Annotated in this window: 15 protein-coding genes; 13 read left to right on the top strand and 2 right to left on the bottom strand. The window is 66.6% G+C overall.

Annotated features, from left to right (window positions below; all coding sequences use genetic code 11):
• The first annotated feature begins 101 nt into the window (after nucleotides 1-101).
• The 3 genes from ACI2JH_RS05900 (at nucleotide 102) to ACI2JH_RS05890 (ending at nucleotide 3,078) form a co-directional block, all read left to right on the top strand.
• Nucleotides 102-383: a YfhL family 4Fe-4S dicluster ferredoxin gene (locus ACI2JH_RS05900; protein ID WP_042612382.1), complete on the top strand. Its 282-nt coding sequence runs from the start codon at nucleotides 102-104 to the stop codon at nucleotides 381-383.
• Nucleotides 380-2,101 carry a gamma-glutamyltransferase gene (gene ggt / locus ACI2JH_RS05895; protein WP_404735683.1) on the top strand — a complete coding sequence of 574 codons (1,722 nt, stop codon included), beginning with the start codon at nucleotides 380-382 and terminating at the stop codon, nucleotides 2,099-2,101. The genes ACI2JH_RS05900 and ggt overlap by 4 nt, the downstream gene beginning before the upstream one ends.
• Nucleotides 2,102-2,190: 89 nt before the next feature.
• Complete coding sequence (locus ACI2JH_RS05890) at nucleotides 2,191-3,078, top strand: MBL fold metallo-hydrolase (RefSeq protein ID WP_346592108.1); 888 nt, start codon at nucleotides 2,191-2,193, stop codon at nucleotides 3,076-3,078.
• An 82-nt stretch (nucleotides 3,079-3,160) separates the two neighbouring features.
• Here ACI2JH_RS05890 and upp read toward each other — a convergent pair whose 3' ends face one another.
• Nucleotides 3,161-3,796 (bottom strand): uracil phosphoribosyltransferase, encoded by a 636-nt coding sequence (gene upp / locus ACI2JH_RS05885; RefSeq protein WP_042612379.1) that lies wholly within the window; start codon nucleotides 3,794-3,796, stop codon nucleotides 3,161-3,163.
• Nucleotides 3,797-3,961: 165 nt separating this feature from the next.
• On the opposite strand from upp, the gene ACI2JH_RS05880 reads away from it, so the two are divergent.
• The 6 genes from ACI2JH_RS05880 (at nucleotide 3,962) to ACI2JH_RS05855 (ending at nucleotide 11,954) form a co-directional block, all read left to right on the top strand.
• Entirely contained in the window at nucleotides 3,962-6,520 is a 2,559-nt protein-coding gene (locus ACI2JH_RS05880; RefSeq protein ID WP_404735682.1) for a TonB-dependent receptor, read from the top strand.
• Nucleotides 6,520-7,641 (top strand): phytase, encoded by a 1,122-nt coding sequence (locus ACI2JH_RS05875; protein ID WP_349999275.1) that lies wholly within the window; start codon nucleotides 6,520-6,522, stop codon nucleotides 7,639-7,641. The genes ACI2JH_RS05880 and ACI2JH_RS05875 overlap by 1 nt, the downstream gene beginning before the upstream one ends.
• Complete coding sequence (locus ACI2JH_RS05870) at nucleotides 7,635-9,017, top strand: metallophosphoesterase (protein ID WP_404735783.1); 1,383 nt, start codon at nucleotides 7,635-7,637, stop codon at nucleotides 9,015-9,017. The genes ACI2JH_RS05875 and ACI2JH_RS05870 overlap by 7 nt, the downstream gene beginning before the upstream one ends.
• Nucleotides 9,014-9,673, top strand: coding sequence for an inorganic diphosphatase (locus tag ACI2JH_RS05865; RefSeq protein ID WP_404735681.1), 660 nt, complete (start codon nucleotides 9,014-9,016; stop codon nucleotides 9,671-9,673). The genes ACI2JH_RS05870 and ACI2JH_RS05865 overlap by 4 nt, the downstream gene beginning before the upstream one ends.
• Nucleotides 9,674-9,706: 33 nt before the next feature.
• Nucleotides 9,707-11,122 (top strand): cryptochrome/photolyase family protein, encoded by a 1,416-nt coding sequence (locus ACI2JH_RS05860; protein ID WP_404735680.1) that lies wholly within the window; start codon nucleotides 9,707-9,709, stop codon nucleotides 11,120-11,122.
• Nucleotides 11,123-11,258: 136 nt separating this feature from the next.
• Nucleotides 11,259-11,954, top strand: coding sequence for an OmpA family protein (locus tag ACI2JH_RS05855; RefSeq protein ID WP_042612375.1), 696 nt, complete (start codon nucleotides 11,259-11,261; stop codon nucleotides 11,952-11,954).
• Between the two features lie 218 nt (nucleotides 11,955-12,172).
• On the opposite strand, the gene ACI2JH_RS05850 is transcribed toward ACI2JH_RS05855, so the two are convergent.
• Entirely contained in the window at nucleotides 12,173-13,192 is a 1,020-nt protein-coding gene (locus ACI2JH_RS05850) for a LysR family transcriptional regulator (protein WP_101098414.1), read from the bottom strand.
• 146 nt (nucleotides 13,193-13,338) lie between these two features.
• On the opposite strand from ACI2JH_RS05850, the gene ACI2JH_RS05845 reads away from it, so the two are divergent.
• From ACI2JH_RS05845 to ACI2JH_RS05830, 4 genes are all read left to right on the top strand, one after another.
• Complete coding sequence (locus ACI2JH_RS05845; RefSeq protein WP_101098415.1) at nucleotides 13,339-13,566, top strand: hypothetical protein; 228 nt, start codon at nucleotides 13,339-13,341, stop codon at nucleotides 13,564-13,566.
• The gene (locus tag ACI2JH_RS05840; protein ID WP_191771271.1) at nucleotides 13,563-14,333 is read left to right on the top strand and encodes an SDR family oxidoreductase; all 771 of its coding nucleotides are present in this window, start codon (nucleotides 13,563-13,565) and stop codon (nucleotides 14,331-14,333) included. The genes ACI2JH_RS05845 and ACI2JH_RS05840 overlap by 4 nt, the downstream gene beginning before the upstream one ends.
• 112 nt (nucleotides 14,334-14,445) lie before the next feature.
• Nucleotides 14,446-15,693: an efflux RND transporter periplasmic adaptor subunit gene (locus ACI2JH_RS05835; RefSeq protein WP_404735782.1), complete on the top strand. Its 1,248-nt coding sequence runs from the start codon at nucleotides 14,446-14,448 to the stop codon at nucleotides 15,691-15,693.
• 98 nt (nucleotides 15,694-15,791) lie between these two features.
• Entirely contained in the window at nucleotides 15,792-18,962 is a 3,171-nt protein-coding gene (locus ACI2JH_RS05830) for an efflux RND transporter permease subunit (protein ID WP_101098418.1), read from the top strand.
• Nucleotides 18,963-19,025: the final 63 nt, after the last annotated feature.

Raw genomic sequence — 19,025 nt, 5'->3', positions numbered from 1 at the left:
GCGGCGCCCCTGACCGGCCCGCGCGCCCGCGCAGGCCGGTGCCAGTCCAGCATCCCGGTGCCCTGCGGCGGGATGCGGTGCGCGGGCGAGGAGTCATCGCCGTGTCGCTGAAAATCAACGAGCTCTGCGTCAACTGCGACGTCTGTGAGCCGGCCTGCCCCAATCAGGCCATCTCGATGGGTGAAACCATCTATGTGATCGACCCTGCGCGCTGTACCGAGTGCGTGGGCCATTTCGACGAAGCCCAGTGCGTGGTCGTCTGTCCGGTCGAATGCATCGACCCGGATCCGGACATCGTCGAGACACATGACCAGCTGATGGCCAAGCTGCGTGGCCTGCAGCACGATCACCCCGAACTCTACGCGGAGCCCCCATCCGAATGAACCCGATCCTGCGTCCCCTGTTGCTGCTGGGCCTGCTGCTGTCCGCCCCGCTGGCCCATGCCGATGGCCCGGCACGTGCCGCCCACCCCGATGGCGCGGCCATCGCCAGTGGCCACCAGCTTGCGACCCAGGCCGGCATGCAGATCCTGGCGCAGGGCGGCAACGCGTTCGATGCGGCCGTGGCGGTGTCGTCCACGCTGGCCGTGGTCGAGCCGATCAGCTCCGGGCTGGGCGGTGGTGGGTTCTTCCTGCTGCACGATGCGGCCTCCGGCAAGGACCTGATGCTGGACGCGCGCGAGACCGCGCCGGCCGCGGCTACCGAGGCGGCGTTCCTGGACAAGGACGGCAAGCTGGACCGTGACCGCTCGGTCAATGGCGCCTGGTCGGCCGGCATCCCCGGCCTTCCCGCAGCGCTGGTGGAGTTGTCGTCCAGGCATGGCAGGCTGCCGCTGAAGACTTCGCTGCAGCCGGCCATCCGCATCGCCCGCGAAGGCTTCCCGGTGTATGCACGGATGGCCAAGGGCTACCAGTCGCGGCGTGAAGTGATGGAGCGTTATGCCGGCACGCGCGAGGTGTACCTGCGCAACGGCAAGCCGATCGCCGAGGGAGACACCTTCCAGCAGCCGGAACTGGCGCGCACCCTGGAGCGACTGGCGGAAGGGGGCTTTGATGGGTTCTACCGCGGCCAGACCGGCACGCTGCTGCTGGCCGGTGTGAAGCAGGCCGGCGGCCGCTGGAGCGCCGAAGAACTGGCCGGTTACACGGTGAAATCGCGCGAGCCGATCGTGTTCGATTACAACGGCTGGAAGATCACCACCGCACCGCCGCCGTCCTCCGGTGGCATCGCGCTGGCGAGCATGCTGCAGATCCTGGAAGGCTGGGACATCAAGTCGATGGATGAGGCGCACCGTGCCCACCTGGTGGTGGAAGCGATGCGCCGCGCTTACCGCGACCGCACCTTCTTCCTGGGCGATCCGGATTTCGTCGACATCCCGCAGAAGGTGCTGACCAGCAAGGACTACGCACAGGGCCTGCGTGCCACCATCCATCCGCAGAAGGCCACCCCCAGCGACCTGCTGTCGGGCAATCCGACCCCGCTGGAAGACGACGAAACGACGCATTTCTCGATCATTGACCGCGACGGCAACCGGGTCGGCGCGACCCAGACGGTGAACCTGCTGTACGGCTCGGGCCTGATTCCCAAGGGCACCGGGGTGCTGTTGAACAACGAGATGGACGACTTCGCGCTGAAGCCGGGCACGCCCAACGCGTTCGGCGTGATGGGTTACGCCGCCAACGCACCGAAGGCGGGCAAGCGCATGCTCAGCTCGATGACCCCGACCTTCATGGAAAACGCCGACAAGGTGGTGGTGCTGGGCACGCCCGGCGGCAGCCGCATCATCACCATGGTGCTGCTGGGCATCCTGGGCTACGACCAGGGATTGACCGCCCAGCAGGTCGCCGCGCTGCCGCGCTACCACCACCAGTGGCTGCCCGATGCGATCGAAGCGGAAACCGACGCGTTCGATGCCGGCACCATCCGGCAGTTGCAGGCGATGGGCCACAAGATCGACCTGCCGGGCGACAGCGCCGCCGGCGGTCGCGGATCCAGCCACGTCTGGGGCAACCTGCAGACCGTCGAATGGGATCGCCGCAGCAACACGCTGCAGGGCGGTAGCGACCCGCGCAACCCAGTCGGCAGCGCCGAGGTGAAGTGATCCAGTCCGGTCCCGGCAGCGCCGGGCCAGGCTCGGCGTCACGGCCCCGGCTAGCGATTATTTAACGCTGGCTGACCGATACTTGCCGCATGAAACTATGGTCGATCCGCGGCAACACGCAGCGCCTGGACGGTGGTGCGATGTTCGGCAACGCACCGCGCGCGGTGTGGGAAAAATGGGCAGTGCCTGACGAGCTCAACCGTATCGAACTGGCTTGTCGTGCGCTGCTGGCCAGCCCGCTGGAAGGCAGGACGGTGCTGTTCGAAACCGGCATCGGTGCGTTCTTCGAGCCGCGCCTGCGCGAACGTTACGGCGTGCAGGAAAACCAGCACGTGCTGATCGATTCGCTGCGGGAAGCCGGCTTCGAGCACGAAGACATCGACGTGGTGGTCCTGAGCCATCTGCATTTCGACCACGCTGGCGGCCTGTTGGCGCCGTGGGTGGAAGGGCGTGCGCCGGAACTGCTGTTTCCCAATGCCACCTTCGTGGTGGGCGCCGAACACTGGCAGCGCGCACTGCAGCCGCATCCGCGCGACCGTGCCAGCTTCATTCCCGAACTGCCTGCACTGCTCGAGCAGAGCGGCCGGCTGGAGGTGGTGCAGGGCGAATATTCCAGGGTGCTGGGCCGCAGCGTGCGTTTCAGCTTCAGCGACGGCCATACCCCGGGGCTGATGCTGGCGGAGATCGTCGGCCAGCCGGGCAGGGATGGGCAGGCACATGGCGGGGTGGTGTTCTGCGCCGACCTGGTGCCCGGTCGCTCCTGGGTGCACGTGCCGATCACCATGGGCTACGACCGCAATGCCGAACTGCTGATCGACGAAAAGAAACAGTTCCTCGAAGACAAGCTGGCGCGCAACGTACATCTGTTTTTCACCCACGACCCGCAGGTAGCGCTGGCGCAGCTGCAGCGCGACGACAAGGGCCGTTTCGTGACCGTGCACGAGCACAGCGAACTCAAGGCCCGCGCCCTCGCCTGAAAAAAGGGGACGGAGGGAATTAAGTCGCAATCGGCCGGATCACCGCCGATTGCGACTTAATTCCCTCCGTCCCCTTTTTTTGTCAGCCGATCACGCGGGTGCCGAAGATGCGGTCGCCGGCATCGCCGAGGCCCGGCAGGATGTAGCCCTTTTCATTGAGATGGTCGTCGATGGCGGCGGTGTAGATCTGCACGTCCGGATGCGCGGCCTGCACGGCGGCGATGCCTTCCGGCGCGGCGACCAGGAAGATGCCCTTGATGCGGCGGGCGCCAGCGCGCTTGAGCATGTCGATGGTGGCGATCAGGGTGCCGCCGGTGGCCAGCATCGGGTCCAGGATCAGCGCATCGCGCTCTTCCAGGCGGCCGGTGAGGCGCTCGAAGTAGGGCACCGGTTGCAGCGTCTCTTCGTCGCGCTGCAGGCCGACCACGCTGACCCGGGCCGCCGGGATCAGCGACAGCACGCCGCTGAGCATGCCCAGGCCGGCGCGCAGGATCGGCACCACGGTGATCTTGGCACCGGCGATGCGCTGCACCGTCACCGGGCCGGACCAGCCGTCCATGGTGTGCGATTCAGTATCCAGGTCGGCGGTGGCCTCGTAGGCCAGCAGCGTGCCCAGCTCGTTGGCCAGTTCGCGGAAATCCTTGGTGCTGAGCGCGGCGTTGCGCATCAGGCCGATCTTGTGCTGCACCAGCGGATGGCGCACTTCGACGATGTTCATGGGGGCGGGAAAGGGGAAAGGCAGAGGCCTGTATTCTGCCGCAGCCTGCGGGCCCCGGCCAGCGCGGGGACGCGTCCATGACCGATCCGGTGCCCCGGTGTCATGCCGGTGAAACCTCGCCGACATACCTTGCCCTCCCATTCTTCACACCGAATGGGGACACCCGTGCAGACCAAGACGCCGTTGGCGATTGCCATCACCCTGACCCTGGCGATGGGGGCTGCAGCGCCGCTGCACGCCGCCGGGCAGGACGTGGCCGCCACCAGTGCCCTCGCCGCCGATGCCACCGACCTGGACCGCATCGAAGTGCGCGCCCAGCTGGAATCGCAGCTCCGAGCGGTGGACCTCAAGCGCAGCAGCGACGCCATCGAAGACGCCGTGTCGTCCGATGCGCTGGGCCAGTACCCGGACAAGAACGTGGCCGAATCGCTGCAGCGCCTGCCCGGCGTCAGCGTCACCCGCGACCAGGGCGAAGGGCGCTTCGTGGTGGTGCGCGGCCTGGATGCCAACCTCAACAGCGTCAGCATCGACGGCATCGCGGTGGGCACGCCGGAGGATTCCAGCCGCGCCGCTCCACTGGACGTGATTCCGTCCGACTCCACCGAGCGCCTGCGCGTGGTCAAGTCGCCGACCCCGGACATGCCCGGCGATGCGATCGGCGGCGCGATCCTGGTCGAGTCCGCTTCGGCCTTCGACCGCGAAGGCCGCAGCCTGCGCGGCAAGATCGAGGGCAGCCACCAGCAGCTTTCCGGGCACACCAGCCCGAAGGCGGCGATCAACTACAGCGAAGTGTTCGCCGATACCTTCGGCGTGGCGCTGGGCGTGAACTACCAGAACCGCAGATTCGAATCGGACAACACCGAAGTGGAGTACGACGGCGAAGATGATGCCGTGCCGGGGGATGTCACCGCGATCAACCTGCAGCACCGCAAGTACGAAATCGAGCGCAAGCGCATCGGCGCCAATCTCAACCTGGACTGGCGTCCCAGCGAAGACAGCCGCTACTACCTGCGCACGCTGTACAGCCGTTTCGACGATGCGGAGACACGCCAGCGCACCATCTTCAACTTCGAAGACGCCGACATGGTGGCCACCGGTGCCGACCAGTTCCGTCTGGACGACCTGCCGTCCGATGCGATCCAGAAGCGCATGCGCTACCGCACCAAGGAAGAGAACACCTTCGCGGCCAGCCTGGGCGGCGAGAACCGCTTGAGCTCGGCCGTGGTGGACTACAAGGTGGGCTACACCAAGACCGAAGAACGCGTGGACGATGAGATGGAAGCGCGCTTCGAACTGGATGCCGACGACCTGTCCGGCACCCTGGACCAGCGCAGCCGGTTGCCGCGCTACACCTTGTCCAACACCGAGTGGATGGACAACGCCAACTTCGCCTATGACCGCATGATCCTGTCGCCCAAGCGGGTGGACGACAACGAACACAGCGCGCAGGTCAACGTGCGTTTCGACGCGGACAACGCCAGCTACAAGATCGGCCTGCTCGGGCGCTGGCGCGAGCGCGACGTGGACGTCAACGAAGTGGAGCTGCGCCGCGGGCCGGCGATCGACCTGGACAGCTGGACCACCAGCGCGCCCGAGCACCGGCATGGTTCGCTGGGGCAGGGCATGAGCTCGGCCCTGATGCGCCGTTACTGGGCGGCCAACAGCGGCCTGTACAGTGCGCGCCCGCAGGAAACCGGGGCCAATGCGGTGACCTCGCTGGAAGAGGACTACACCGCCAGCGAAGACATCTTCGCCACCTACGCGATGGGCACCTGGGACATCGGTGCGCTGCGCATCATCGGCGGCGTGCGCGTGGAGAATACCCAGTTCAGTGCGGTCGGCAACCAGGTCGACGTGGCCGAAGACGAGCGCAGCTTCACCGTCACTCCGCGCGTGGCCAACAGCAGCTACACCAACGTGCTGCCGGGCCTGCACCTGCGCTACGACGCGGCTGACGACTGGGTGCTGCGTGCGTCGGCCAACAAAACCGTTTCGCGCCCTTCCTTCGGCGACATCTCCCCGCGCGTGGGTTACAGCCGCGGCGATGAGGAAGTGCGGCTGGGCAACCCGGAACTGGATCCGTACGAATCGACCAACGTCGACCTGTCGCTGGAGAAGTACCTCGGCAGCACCGGCATCGTCTCGCTGGGCCTGTTCCACAAGTCCATCGACGGCTACATCGTGGAGACCGTGCGCCAGAACGATCCGGCCTACGAGGGCTTCGATGTGACCCAGGCGATCAACGGCGACAAGGCCAAGGTGCGCGGCGCCGAGTTCAACTACCAGCAGCAGCTCGCCTTCCTGCCGCCGGGGCTGGATGGCCTGCTGGTGGGGGCCAGCGGCACCTGGCTGGATACCGATTTCGATCCCGGCCTGGCCGACCGCGCGGGTGATGACTTCATGTTGCCGCGTGCATCCAAGCATGTGTACAGCGCGCATGTCGGCTACGAGAAACATGGCCTGAGCACGCGCATTGCCGCGGTGTATCGCAGCGAATACCTGGACAGCATCGGCGCTGGCCGCGCGTTCGATGTGTTCGTCGCCCCGCATACCCAGCTCGATTTCTCGCTGGACTACAAGTTCAGCCCCCGCGTCAGCATGTACTTCGAGGCACAGAATCTGTTGGACAAGCCGCTTGAGCTTTACCAGGGCACGCGCTCGCGCACCCTGCAGCTGGAAGAATACGGCCGCACCTATGCCGTTGGCCTGAAGGTGTCGCTGTGATGGCGCGCCGCATGGTGCTGGCCAGCGCGATGACGCTGGTGCTGGCGAGCGCTTGCACGCCCGCCGCGCCGCCGGCGAACGATGCCGCCACCAAGGCGCCTGCCGCCGTGGACGCCAGCGGCGCGCGCCAGGTCGCCACGCTGGCCGAAGCCTTCCTGACCCCGATGACCCCGGACGACAACATCGATTCCCCCGCGGCCTGGAAGGCACCGGACGGCAAGACCTGGCTGATCGCAACGGCCAAGGCCACCGACAAGCTGGTGGTGTATGACGGCAGCACCGGTTCGCCGCTGCGTGAGGTCGGCAGCACGGGCGCCGCGCTCGGCCAGTTCGACCGCCCCAACGGCATATCGGTGACCGATGACCTGCTGTGGATCGTCGAGCGTGACAACCACCGCGTGCAGGTCTTCTCGTTGCCGGATTTCACTCCGCTGGCGGTGTTCGGTGCGGACGATCTGCGCAAGCCGTACGGCCTGTGGGTGGACAAACGCGCCGATGGCTACGCCGTGTACGTGACCGATTCCTGGGACAACGGCGAGGACGCGCAGGGCAATGACATCCTGCCGCCACTGGCCGAGCTGGACAAACGCGTGCGCCAGTATCACGTGCGCCGCGATGGTACGGACGTGACCGCAACGCTGGCCGCCAGCATCGGCGACACCAGCCAAGCCGGCGCGCTGCGCGTGGTGGAATCGATCTGGGGCGACCCGGCCAACGATCGCCTGCTGGTGGCAGAGGAGGACGAGACCTACGCCAGCGAGTTCAAGGTGTACACGCTGGCGGGCCGCTTCACCGGCACCACCTTCGGCCGTGATGTGTTCAAGGCACAGGCCGAAGGCGTGATGCTGCGTACCTGCGGCAAGGACGGCTGGTGGATCACCACCGAACAGGGCAAGGAGCGCAGCGTGTTCCACCTGTTCGACCGCCACAGCCTGAAGCCGGTGGGATCCTTCCAGGGCAACAAGGTGGCCAATACCGATGGTATCTGGATGATGCAGCAGGGCAGCCCGCGCTTCCCGCATGGGGCGCTGTACGCCGTGCATGACGACCAGGGCGTGGTCGCCTTCGACTGGGAGCAGATCGCCAAGGCGCTGGCACTGCCGCTGGAGTGTGCATCGTGATCGCGCGCCTGGCTTCCCTTGCCTTCGGTGTCGCACTGGCGCTGTCTGCCGTGCCGGCGCTGGCCGATGAACTGGCCACGCGCGTGGAGCCCAACAGCCAAGTGCCGGCGGGTAACCGGCACTATGCCGCCACCGGCTTCCCGGACCGCATCGTCGCCTCGCCGGCGGTCGATGCTGCGCGTGGCTTCGCCGTGCGCTGGCGCACCGATGGCAGCGTGCAGGCTCCGCTGCTGGAGATCGCCCCGGCCGACGATACGCCCGGCTTCGGACCGATCACCCGCATCACCGCCAGCAGCGAGCCGTTGCAGACCGAGAACGGCCTGTCGCACCACCATCGTGCCGATGTCAGCGGCCTGAAGCCCGGCACGCTGTACGTCTACCGGGTGCAGGGCAAGGACACCTGGAGCGCCTGGAACCAGCTGCGAACCGCTGGCCGTGCCGACCAGCCGATGACCTTGCTGTACTTCGGGGATACCCAGAACAAGAACCTCAGCCATGTCACCCGGGTGGTGCGCGCCGCGCAGAAAGCCGCGCCGGATGCCAACCTGAGCCTGTTCGCCGGCGACCTGGTCAGTGGCGGCTACGACGCCGATGACAGCGAGTGGGGCGAGTGGTTCGCCGCCACCGGCTGGCTGGCACAGGAGACGATGCTGGCGCCGGCGATCGGCAACCACGAGTATTTCGAAGAGTTCGAAGACACCCCGCAGGAGCGCCGGGTGATGGCGCGGCACTGGCCCGCCACGTTCGCGCTGCCTGGCAACGGGGCGAAGGGCGCGGAAAAGAGTACGTACTGGTTCGATTACCAGGGCGTCCGCTTCGCCGTGCTCGATGGTACTTCGGCGATGGACCTGGGAACCGCGCAGGCGCAGGCGCAGTGGCTGGACGGCGTGCTGGCGGCCAACACCCAGCCGTGGACGATCGTGGTGGTGCACCAGCCGTTCTACTCGCCGGCGCGTGGCCGGCACAACCCGGTGCTGCAGGAAGCGCTGCTGCCGGTTGTGCGCCGCCACCACGTGGACCTGGTGCTGCAGGGCCATGACCACACCTACGGCCGCCGTGGCGAAGACGGCATGGCGACCCCGCAGTTCGTGGTCAGCAACGCCAGCCCGAAGCAGTACCGGCTGTCGAAGGAAGCCCTGCAGACGATGTCGCCGGTGGCCGAGGACACCCAGCTGTTCCAGGTGCTGCGCATCGACCCGCAACGCCTGCACTATGAGGCGCGCACGGTCACCGGCAAGCTCTACGATGCCTTCGAACTGGTCCGCCAGGCCGATGGCAGCACGAAGAAGGTGGAGCTGGAAGAGGGCCGCATCGAACCGCGTCGCTGCCTGCGCCCGCATGCCCCGACCGGGCGCAAGGACCGGTGCTGGGAATGAAGACCTCCGTGCGCAACGCGTTGCCGATGCTGGCACTGGCCGCCAGCCTGGTCCTGATCACCGGCGCGGCGATCGCCGCCGACACGGTGCTGCATCCGTTCCTGGCCGCGCAGCCGAAGCAGGCCCCGGAGGAGGTGAACCTGGCGGTGGAAATCCCGGCCGGAAGCTTCACCAAGTACGAGATCAAGGATGATGGACTGGTGCACGTGGACCGTTTCCAGTCGATGCCCGTGGCCTACCCGGCGAACTACGGGTCGATGCCGCGTACGCTGGCCGGTGACAACGACCCCTTGGATGCGCTGGTGCTGACCCGCGAGCCGTTGCATCCGGGGGTGATCGTGCGCTTCCGGCCGATCGGCTATCTGAAGATGGTCGATGATGGCGAGCAGGACGAAAAGGTGATCGGCGTGCCGACCGACAAGGTCGATCCCAGCTATGCCCACATCCGCGATCTGGACGACCTGGCGCCGATCGAGCGCCAGCGCATCGAAGCGTTCTTCCGCGTGTACAAGGACCTGCCCGAAGGCCGCAATCCGGTGCAGTTGAGCGGCTGGGGCAACGCCGCCGCAGCGAAGGTGCTGATCCAGCAGTCGATGCAGCGTTTCGACAGCGCCCAGCGCGGCGCTCTACAGCCAGGTCACGCGCCATCGTTATGATGGCGCTTCCTGTTTTTGTCCTGGATGCAGCGCGTGTCATCAGCCCTGGTGTGGTTTCGCCGTGATCTCCGCCTTGCCGACAACCCGGCCCTGCAGGCTGCGCTGGAGGCCGGGCATGAGGTGGTCCCGGTTTACATCCACGCCCCGCACGAAGAGGGCCACTGGGCACCGGGCGCGGCATCCAATGCCTGGCGGCATCGTTCGCTGGCTGCGCTGGATGCGGACCTGCGCGCACGCGGTTCGCATCTGGTCCTGCGGCAAGGCGACAGCCTGGACGTGCTGCAGCAGCTGATCAGCGAGACCGGCGCGGAAGCGGTGTTCTGGAACCGCAGGTACGAACCGGCGACGCAACCGCGTGATGCGAAGATCAAGCGCACGCTGCGGGGGCAGGGCCTGCAGGCAGACAGCTGCAACGGCAGCCTGCTGTTTGAACCGTGGGAGCTGGAAACCAAGCAGGGCGGTCCGTACAAGGTGTTCACTCCGTTCTGGCGCAACGCCCTGAGCAACTGGAGGCTGCAGCCGGGCAGCCGAGCGCCGGCGCGATTGCCCGCGCACGGCGTGCAGGGGCTCGCACTGGACGCGCTGGGGCTGGCCCCGCCGCTGGACTGGGATGCCGGCTTCTGGGAACACTGGCAGCCCGGCGAGGCCGGTGCGCGCGAGGCGCTGACGGTGTTTGTCGATGGTGCGCTGCACGGCTATCGCGAGCAACGCGACCTGCCGGACCGCGTCGGTACCTCGCTGCTGTCACCGCACCTGCATTTCGGCGAGATCGCGCCGTGGCGCATCGTGCATGCGCTGGAAGCAGAGCGCAGCGCCGGCCGCAGCGCCGACATCGATGCCTACATCCGCCAGTTGGGCTGGCGCGATTTCGCCCATCACCTGCTGCACCATTTCCCGAAGACCAGCGACGAGAACCTCAATCCGCGTTTCGATGGGTTTGCCTGGGCCACGCCCAGCAGCGCCGACCTGCAGGCGTGGCAGAAGGGCCGCACCGGCGTGCCCATCGTCGATGCCGGCCTGCGCCAGCTCTGGCATACCGGGACGATGCACAACCGGGTGCGGATGATCGTGGCCAGTTACCTGTGCAAGCACATGCGGGCGCATTGGATCGTCGGCGCGCGCTGGTTCTGGGACACCCTGGTCGATGCGGACCTGGCCAACAATTCCATGGGCTGGCAGTGGGTCGGTGGCACAGGGGCCGATGCCGCGCCGTATTACCGGGTGTTCAACCCGGTGACCCAGGCCGAGAAATTCGATCCGCAGGCGCGTTACATCACCCGCTGGGTGCCTGAATTGGCCGCTCTGCCGGTCAAGGCCCGTTTTGCACCCTGGCAGCACGCCGCGCTGCTGGCGGCCAAGGCGCCAGACTATCCGCGCGCGCCGTTGGTCGACCTGATGGAAGGCCGCGAGGCGGCGTTGGCAGCGTATCGCCGCACCGGGGCGGAGTAGGGCGATTTTGTACGCCGTGGCGAACAAGCTGAACGGGGCGCTGTCGCCACGCGGCGCCCTCATCCCCGCATCGCATCAGGCTGTATATGCTCACCCCGACGCACGCCGGACCAGCCGGCTTCCAAGGAGAACTCCCATGATCCGTTCCGCTCCCCGCAATGTGGCCCTTGCCCTGATGACCGCCGCAGCGCTCAGCGCCTGCGCCACTGGCGGTTCCTACGTGCAGAGTGACCAATACGGCAATGAAACCCAGCAGCAGAACCGCACCGGCCGCAACGCGCTGATCGGCACCGCAGTAGGCGTCGCAGCTGGCCTGTTGACCGGTGGCAGCGCGACCGAGCGCCGCCAGCACGCCATGATCGGCGCTGGCATCGGTGCGCTCAGTGGCGCGGCCGTTGGCCAGTACCAGGACCGCCAGGAACGCGCGCTGCGCGAACGTACCGCCAATACCGGTATCGACGTGGTGCGCCAGGGCGACAACATCAGCCTGAACCTGCCGGACGGGATCACCTTCGATTTCGGCAAGTCAGCGCTGAAGCCGCAGTTCTACGGCTCGCTCAACGGTGTGGCCAGCACGCTGTCCGAATACAACCAGACGATGATCGAAGTGGTCGGCCATACCGACAGCATCGGCAGCGATGCGGTCAACAACCGCCTGTCCAAGGAACGCGCCGATGCCGTGGCGTCCTACCTGACCGCGCAGGGCGTGCAGCGTGCGCGTATCGAAACGCTGGGCGCGGGCAAGGCCTATCCCATTGCCGACAACAGCACCGATGCGGGCCGCGCGCAGAACCGCCGCGTCGAGATCCGCGTGATTCCGTTGCAGCAGTAACGCGCAGCGTTGGTGCAGCAAAAATGCCGCCCTTGCAGGCGGCATTTTTTGTGGGTGACGACCGTTGGTCGTCACGCCGACAGCAAACAGCGTGACGACCAACGGTCGTCACCCACCGAAGCGGTTGAAGGCCAACGGTCGTCACCCACCGAAGCGCTTGACGGCCAGCGGTCGTCACCCACCGAAGCGGTTGACGGCCAGCGGCCGTCATTACCCGATCAGGCGGCGACCACTTCCAGGATCCGCTTTCCTTCGGCGGCCGCTTCTGCTTCGGCTTTCTCGGTCTGCTGCTGTGCGTACTTCGCTGCCGGGCACTGCGCCATCATGTAGTTGGCATCGAAGTTCAGCTTTTCCACCAGGAAATCAACGAACGCACGTACCTTCGGCGACACCAGCTTGCCGCCGGCGAACACCGCGTTGAAGTCCACTTCCGGCCCGGTCCAGCCGGCCAGCACGCGGCGCACCATGCCGGTCTCGATGAACGGCTTGGCCATCACGTCACCGGTCAGCAGCAGGCCTTCGCCGCATACCAGCGCGCCATTGAGCGCGGACACATCGTTGGCCACCATCAGTGGCGTGACCGGGAAATCACGCAGCTCGCCGCCGTTCTCACCGAGCTGCCAGGTGATCCGGTTGGGATGGCTGTGGTACGCCTTGCGCATCGCCAGGATCCGATGGAACTGCAGTTCGTCCGGGTGCAGCGGCTCACCATGCCGCTCGATGTATGCCGGGCTGGCGAACACCTGCGTGCGCAGCGTGCCGAGCTTGCGCGCCACCAGGTTGGAATCGGGCAGCGACCCCACGCGCAGGGCCAGGTCGGCCTCGCCGGCGATCAGGTCCAGCTTCTCGTTGCCCAGGTGCATGTCCAGGCGGATTTCCGGATACATCGCATGGAACTGACCCATCAGCGGCGCGATCCAGGTGATGCCCAGCGAATAGGGCACAGTGAAGCGCAACCAGCCACGCGGGCCGGACTGCAGCTGGCTCACCGCACTCTCCGCTTCTTCCAGTTCGCGTGCGATGCGCTGGCAGTGCTCGTGGTAGATCGAGCCGGCCTCGGTAAGGCCCAGCCGACGCGTGGTCCGGTGCAGCAGGCGTGCGCCGAGGCGCGTTTCCAGTTCCTGCACCTTGCGGCTGACGGTGGTCTTGGGAAGGCCGAGCGATTTGGCTGCAGCAATGAAACTGCCTTGCTCGACCACTTTGACGAAGATCAGCGTTTCGTTGAGATCGTGGGACATGGTCGAATTCCTGGACGTCGGGGACGGGACTATCGTGACAAAAAGATTGGACCGGGTGCGGGATGATTATTCCCCTAAAAGAGGACTAATCAAGTAGGAGTTAGAAGCGCACCATGGCGCCATTCCCGAATCGGAGGCCATCAGCCATGAGCCTGCGCAACATTCTCAATCTTTTCCGCTCCGCCGACCAGCACGACCTGGACCAGGCGATGACGGTCGAAAATCGCCCCAGCTCCTTGGTTAACAAGGATTTTCGCGAGTTTACCGCGGTCCCGCGGCAGCAGCGTGGCGGTGCCCTGCGTCTCCGCCCGCGTGGCTTGGATCGCCTGGGCCGCATCGGTATTGTCCCGCAGATGGGAGGAAATATCCCGTGAACGGGACGCTGGCCCCGGAGGTCCTCGTCCTCGGCGGCACCGGTGCCGTGGGCCAGGGCGTGGTCGGTGCTTTGCTGGAAGCCGGCAGCCCGGTGCTGGTGGTCGGCCGCGATCCGGGCCGGCTGGCCGCACTGCGGCTGCAGTTCGACGACGAGCCGGGCCTGGAGACCATGCTCGGCTCGTTGGCCGATGATGAATCGGCCAAGGTGGTCGCCGACCGCGTCGCCGCACGCCAGCGCCCATTGGGCGCGGTGGTCGCAGCGCTCGGTGGGCCCTATGCGCGTGGCCGGGTCATCGACCGTCCCGGCGATGCGCTGATGCAGACGCTGCAGCTGGACCTGATGCCGCACGTACACGCCGTCCGCCACCTGCTGCCCCTGCTGCAGGACCACCACCACCCGCGCCGCTTCGTGATGATCGGCAGCCCCGCCGGCCTCAAGCCATGGGCCGCCCATGGTGATTCCTCGATTACTGCTGCGGCACTGCGCATGTACGCGCAGGTGGTGCACCAGGAAGCGCAGGCGATCGGCGTGCGTGCGCAGCTGCTGGAAGTCGGTGCGCCGGTGTGCACGCCCAGCAACGCCGCCAACGCCTGCATCGAGTGGCCGAGCGCGCTGCTGGTCGGCCGTCGCCTGGTCTCGCTGCTGGACCAGTGTCACGACAACCGCGCGATCGTGCGCTGCGATACGCGCGATGCGCAGCTGCCTCGCGGGCTGCTGCAGCTGGACGCGCCGCCGCGCTGGCGCGAATCGGCCGGGAGTGCTTGACCTCAACCTTTGTTGAGGTCGCACCATCCCACGGCCGCCGGCCCGACCGGCACCACGAACGACAGAACACCCGTATCACCACCCCCTACGGATACATGCCATGAACACCATGATGCCCCTCCACCGCACCACCCGCCGCGTGGCCTTCGCCACGGTTTCGGCGTTGGCCCTGGCCATCCTTGCTGCCTGCAGTGGCGGCCATGCCGAAGAAGCCGGCGCACCGCCTGCCCCGGAAGTCAGCGCCGCGCCGGTGCTGGTCAAGCAGGTCAGCCAGTGGGATGAGTTCAGTGGGCGCGTCGAAGCGGTCGAGAATGTCGACCTGCGTCCACGCGTCTCCGGCTATATCAACAAGGTCAACTACATCGAAGGCCAGGAAGTGAAGAAGGGCGATGTGCTGTTCACCATCGATGCCCGCAGCTACCAGGCCGAGTACGACCGCGCCCGCGCCGAAGTCGCCCGCGCCCGCACCCAGTCCACGCTTGCCCGCGGCGAATCCGAGCGCGCCAAGCGCCTGTCCGAACAGCAGGCCATCTCCACCGAAACCTGGGAACAGCGCCGTGCGGCGTCCGACCAGGCTGGCGCCCAGCTGCAGGCGGCGCAGGCGGCCCTGGATGTGGCCGCGCTGAACCTGGAGTTCACCAAAGTGCGCGCGCCGATCAACGGCCGCGCGGGCCGTGCGATGGTCACCGCCGGCAACCTGGTCAGCGCCGGCGATGCGGCCAGCGTGCTGACCACGCTGGTGTCGCTGGACAAGGTGCACGTGTACTTCGATGCCGACGAAGCAACCTTCCTGCGCTATGCGCAGATGGCGCGCAAGGGCGAACGCCCCAGCGAGCGCGACGAATCGCTGCCGGTGCGCATCGGCCTGAGCGGCGAGCAGGGCTTCCCGCACGAAGGCAAGGTCGACTTCCTGGACAACCAGGTGACCCGCAGCACCGGCACCATCCGCGTCCGCGCGCTGCTGGACAATGCCGACCGCCAGTTCACCCCGGGCCTGTTCGCCCGCGTGCAGCTGCTTGGCAGCGGCCAGTTCCAGGCCATGCTGATCGATGACCGTGCGGTGTTGACCGACCAGGACCGCAAGTACGTCTACGTGGTCGACAAGGACGGCAAGGCGCAGCGTCGCGACATCGCGCTGGGTCGCAGTGCCGAAGGCCTGCGCATCGTGGAGAACGGACTGGCGGCCGGCGACAAGGTGATCGTCGACGGCGTGCAGAAGGTCTTCATGCCGGGCATGCCGGTACAGGCCAAGCCGGTGGCCATGCAGTCGGGCACCGCGCCTGCCGCAGCCCCTGCAAAAGCCCCCGTTCCGGCACCCGCACCGGCACGGGTTGGTAGTGAAACCGCCGCACTGAACTGATCCATCCGGCCAGCGTCACCGCGAACCCCGATCCCCTGCCAGCACGGCAGGGGCAGGGTGGCTGCACCCCCGCGCCGGCCAAACCCAAGGACATTCCCATGGATTTCTCCCGCTTTTTCATCGACAGGCCGATCTTCGCGGCGGTGTTGTCGATCATCATCTTCGCCGCCGGCCTGATCAGCATCCCGCTGCTGCCGACCGGTGAATACCCCGACGTCGTCCCGCCTTCGGTGGTGGTGCGCACCGTGTACCCGGGCGCCAACCCGAAAGTGATCGCCGAAACGGTGGCCACGCCGCTGGAAGAAGCGATCAACGGCGTGGAGGACATGATGTACATGAAGTCCGTCGCCGGCTCCGATGGCGTGCTGCAGATGACCATCACCTTCCGCCCGGGCACCGACCCGGACGCGGCGGCGGTGAAGGTGCAGAACCGCGTGGCCCAGGCCCAGGCCCGTCTTCCCGAAGACGTGCGGCGGCAGGGCGTTACCACCCAGAAGCAGTCGCCGACCTTCCTGATGGTGGTGCACCTGACCTCGCCGAACGGCAAGTACGACACGCTGTACCTGCGCAACTACGCGCGCCTGCACGTCAAGGACGCGCTGTCGCGCATCCAGGGCGTGGGTGATGCACAGATCTTCGGTGGCGGTGACTACGCCATGCGTGCCTGGCTGGACCCGGACAAGATCGCCGCGCGCGGCCTGACCGCCAGCGACGTGGTCGGGGCGATGCGCGAGCAGAACGTGCAGGTCTCCGCCGGCCAGCTGGGCGCCGAACCGATGCCCAACAGCCAGTTCCTGACCCTGATCAATGCGCAGGGCCGGCTCAAGAGCGAGCAGGAATTCAACGACATCGTGCTCAAGAGCGGCGTTGACGGTGAAGTGGTGCGTCTGTCCGACGTTGCCCGGCTGGAACTGGGCGCCGGTGACTACACCCTGCGCTCGCAGCTGGATGGCAAGAACGCGGTGGGTATCGGCATCTTCCAGGCGCCGGGTGCCAACGCGCTGGAAATCCGCGACGCCGTCATGAACACCATGGACGAGATGCAGAAGACCTTCCCGGCCGACGTCAAGTACGAAGCGGTGTATGACACCACCATCTTCGTGCGCGACTCGATCAAGGCCGTGGTGTCCACCCTGCTGGAAGCCATCGCACTGGTGGTGCTGGTGGTGATCCTGTTCCTGCAGACCTGGCGTGCCTCGATCATTCCGCTGATCGCCGTGCCGGTGTCCATCGTGGGTACCTTTGCCGCGCTGTACCTGCTGGGCTTCTCGATCAACACGCTGAGCCTGTTCGGCCTGGTGCTGGCGATCGGCATCGTGGTCGATGATGCGATCGTGGTGGTGGAGAACGTCGAGCGCAACATCGAAGAAGGCCTGTCACCCACCGCGGCCGCCCACCAGGCGATGAAGGAAGTGTCCGGCCCGATCGTCGCCATCGCGCTGGTGCTGTGCGCGGTGTTCGTGCCGATGGCCTTCCTGTCCGGTGTCACCGGCCAGTTCTACAAGCAGTTCGCGGTCACCATCGCCATTTCCACGGTGATCTCGGCGATCAACTCGCTGACCCTGTCGCCGGCCCTGGCCGCGCGCCTGCTCAAGCCGCATGACGCCGCCAAGGATGCGCCGACGCGCATCATCGACCGTCTGTTCGGCTGGATCTTCCGTCCGTTCAACCGATTCTTCAAGTCCAGCTCGGAGAAGTACGAGCGCAGCGTGTCGAACATCCTCGGCAAGCGTGGCGCGGTGTTCGTGGTGTACGCCCTGCTGCTGGTCGGCACCGGTGTGATGTTCAAGCTGGTCCCGCCGGGCTTCATCCCCACCCAGGACAAGCTGTACCTGATCGCCGGCGTGAAGCTGCCGGAAGGCTCTTCCATCGCCCGGACCGACGCGATGCTCAAGAAGGTCGCGCAGATCGCCATGGAAACCGATGGCGTGGCGCACACCATTTCCTTCCCCGGCCTCAATGCACTGCAGTTCACCAATACGCCCAACACCGGCGTGGCCTTCGTACCGCTGAAGCCCTTCAGCGAGCGCAATGGCCGCACCGCAGCGCAGATCAACGCGGAGATCAACCAGAAGATCGCCGCGCTGCAGGAGGGCTTTGCGTTCTCGATGATGCCGCCGCCGATCCTCGGCCTGGGCAACGGCAACGGCTACCAGATGTTCATCGAAGACCGCGGCAACCTGGGCTACGGTGCGTTGCAGACGGCTGTGCAGACCATGCAGGGTGCTGTCTCGCAGACCCCGGGCATGGCCTTCCCGATCACCAGCTACCAGGCCAACGTGCCGCAGCTGGATGCCGAAGTGGACCGCGTCAAGGCCAAGGCCCAGGGCGTGCAGCTGACCGAACTGTTCGACACGCTGCAGACCTACCTCGGTTCGTCCTATGTCAACGACTTCAACCAGTTCGGCCGCACCTGGCAGGTGATCGCCCAGGCCGATGGCCAGTTCCGCGACAGCGTGGAAGACATCGGCCGCCTGCGTACCCGCAACGACCGTGGCGAAATGGTGCCGATCGGTTCGATGGTCACCGTCAAGCAGACCTTCGGCCCGGACCCGGTGCTGCGCTTCAATGGCTACCCGGCCGCCGACCTGGCCGGTGAAACCGATCCGCGCCTGCTGTCCTCCACCGAAGGCATGGCCAAGCTGACCGAGATCGCCGCCCAGGTGCTGCCGCCGGGCATGGTCACCGAATGGACCGACCTGAGCTACCAGCAGGCCACCCAGGGCAATGCCGCGCTGATCGTTTTCCCGGTGGCGGTGATGCTGGCCTTCCTGGTGCTGGCCGCGCTGTATGAAAGCTGGTCGCTGCCGCTGGCGGTGATCCTGATCGTCCCGATGACCCTGCTGTCGGCCCTGTTCGGCGTGTGGCTGACCGGCGGTGACAACAACGTGTTCGTGCAGGTCGGCCTGGTGGTGCTGATGGGCCTGGCGTGCAAGAACGCGATCCTGATCGTCGAGTTCGCCCGGGAGCTGGAAATGGGCGGCAAGGGCATCGTCGAAGCGGCGCTGGAAGCCTGCCGCCTGCGTCTGCGCCCGATCGTGATGACCTCCATCGCCTTCATCGCCGGCACCGTGCCGCTGGTGCTGTCGCATGGCGCAGGCGCCGAGGTCCGTTCGGTCACCGGCATCACGGTGTTCGCCGGCATGCTGGGCGTAACGTTGTTCGGCCTGTTCCTGACCCCGGTGTTCTACGTGGCCCTGCGCAAGTTCGTCACCCGCAATGGCGGTGGCCAACTGGTGACCCACGGCGAATCCACGCTGCATCACTGACCTGTTCCTCCCCCGGTAGCCGCCGAGCATGGCCCGGCGCTACCCCCTGACCCAACCTGGAAC

Origin of the sequence: Stenotrophomonas sp. NPDC078853 (assembly GCF_044901215.1) — a bacterium.
GTDB classification, from domain to species: Bacteria; Pseudomonadota; Gammaproteobacteria; order Xanthomonadales; family Xanthomonadaceae; genus Stenotrophomonas; species Stenotrophomonas lacuserhaii.
This window is presented reverse-complemented; position numbering and strand designations above follow the sequence as displayed.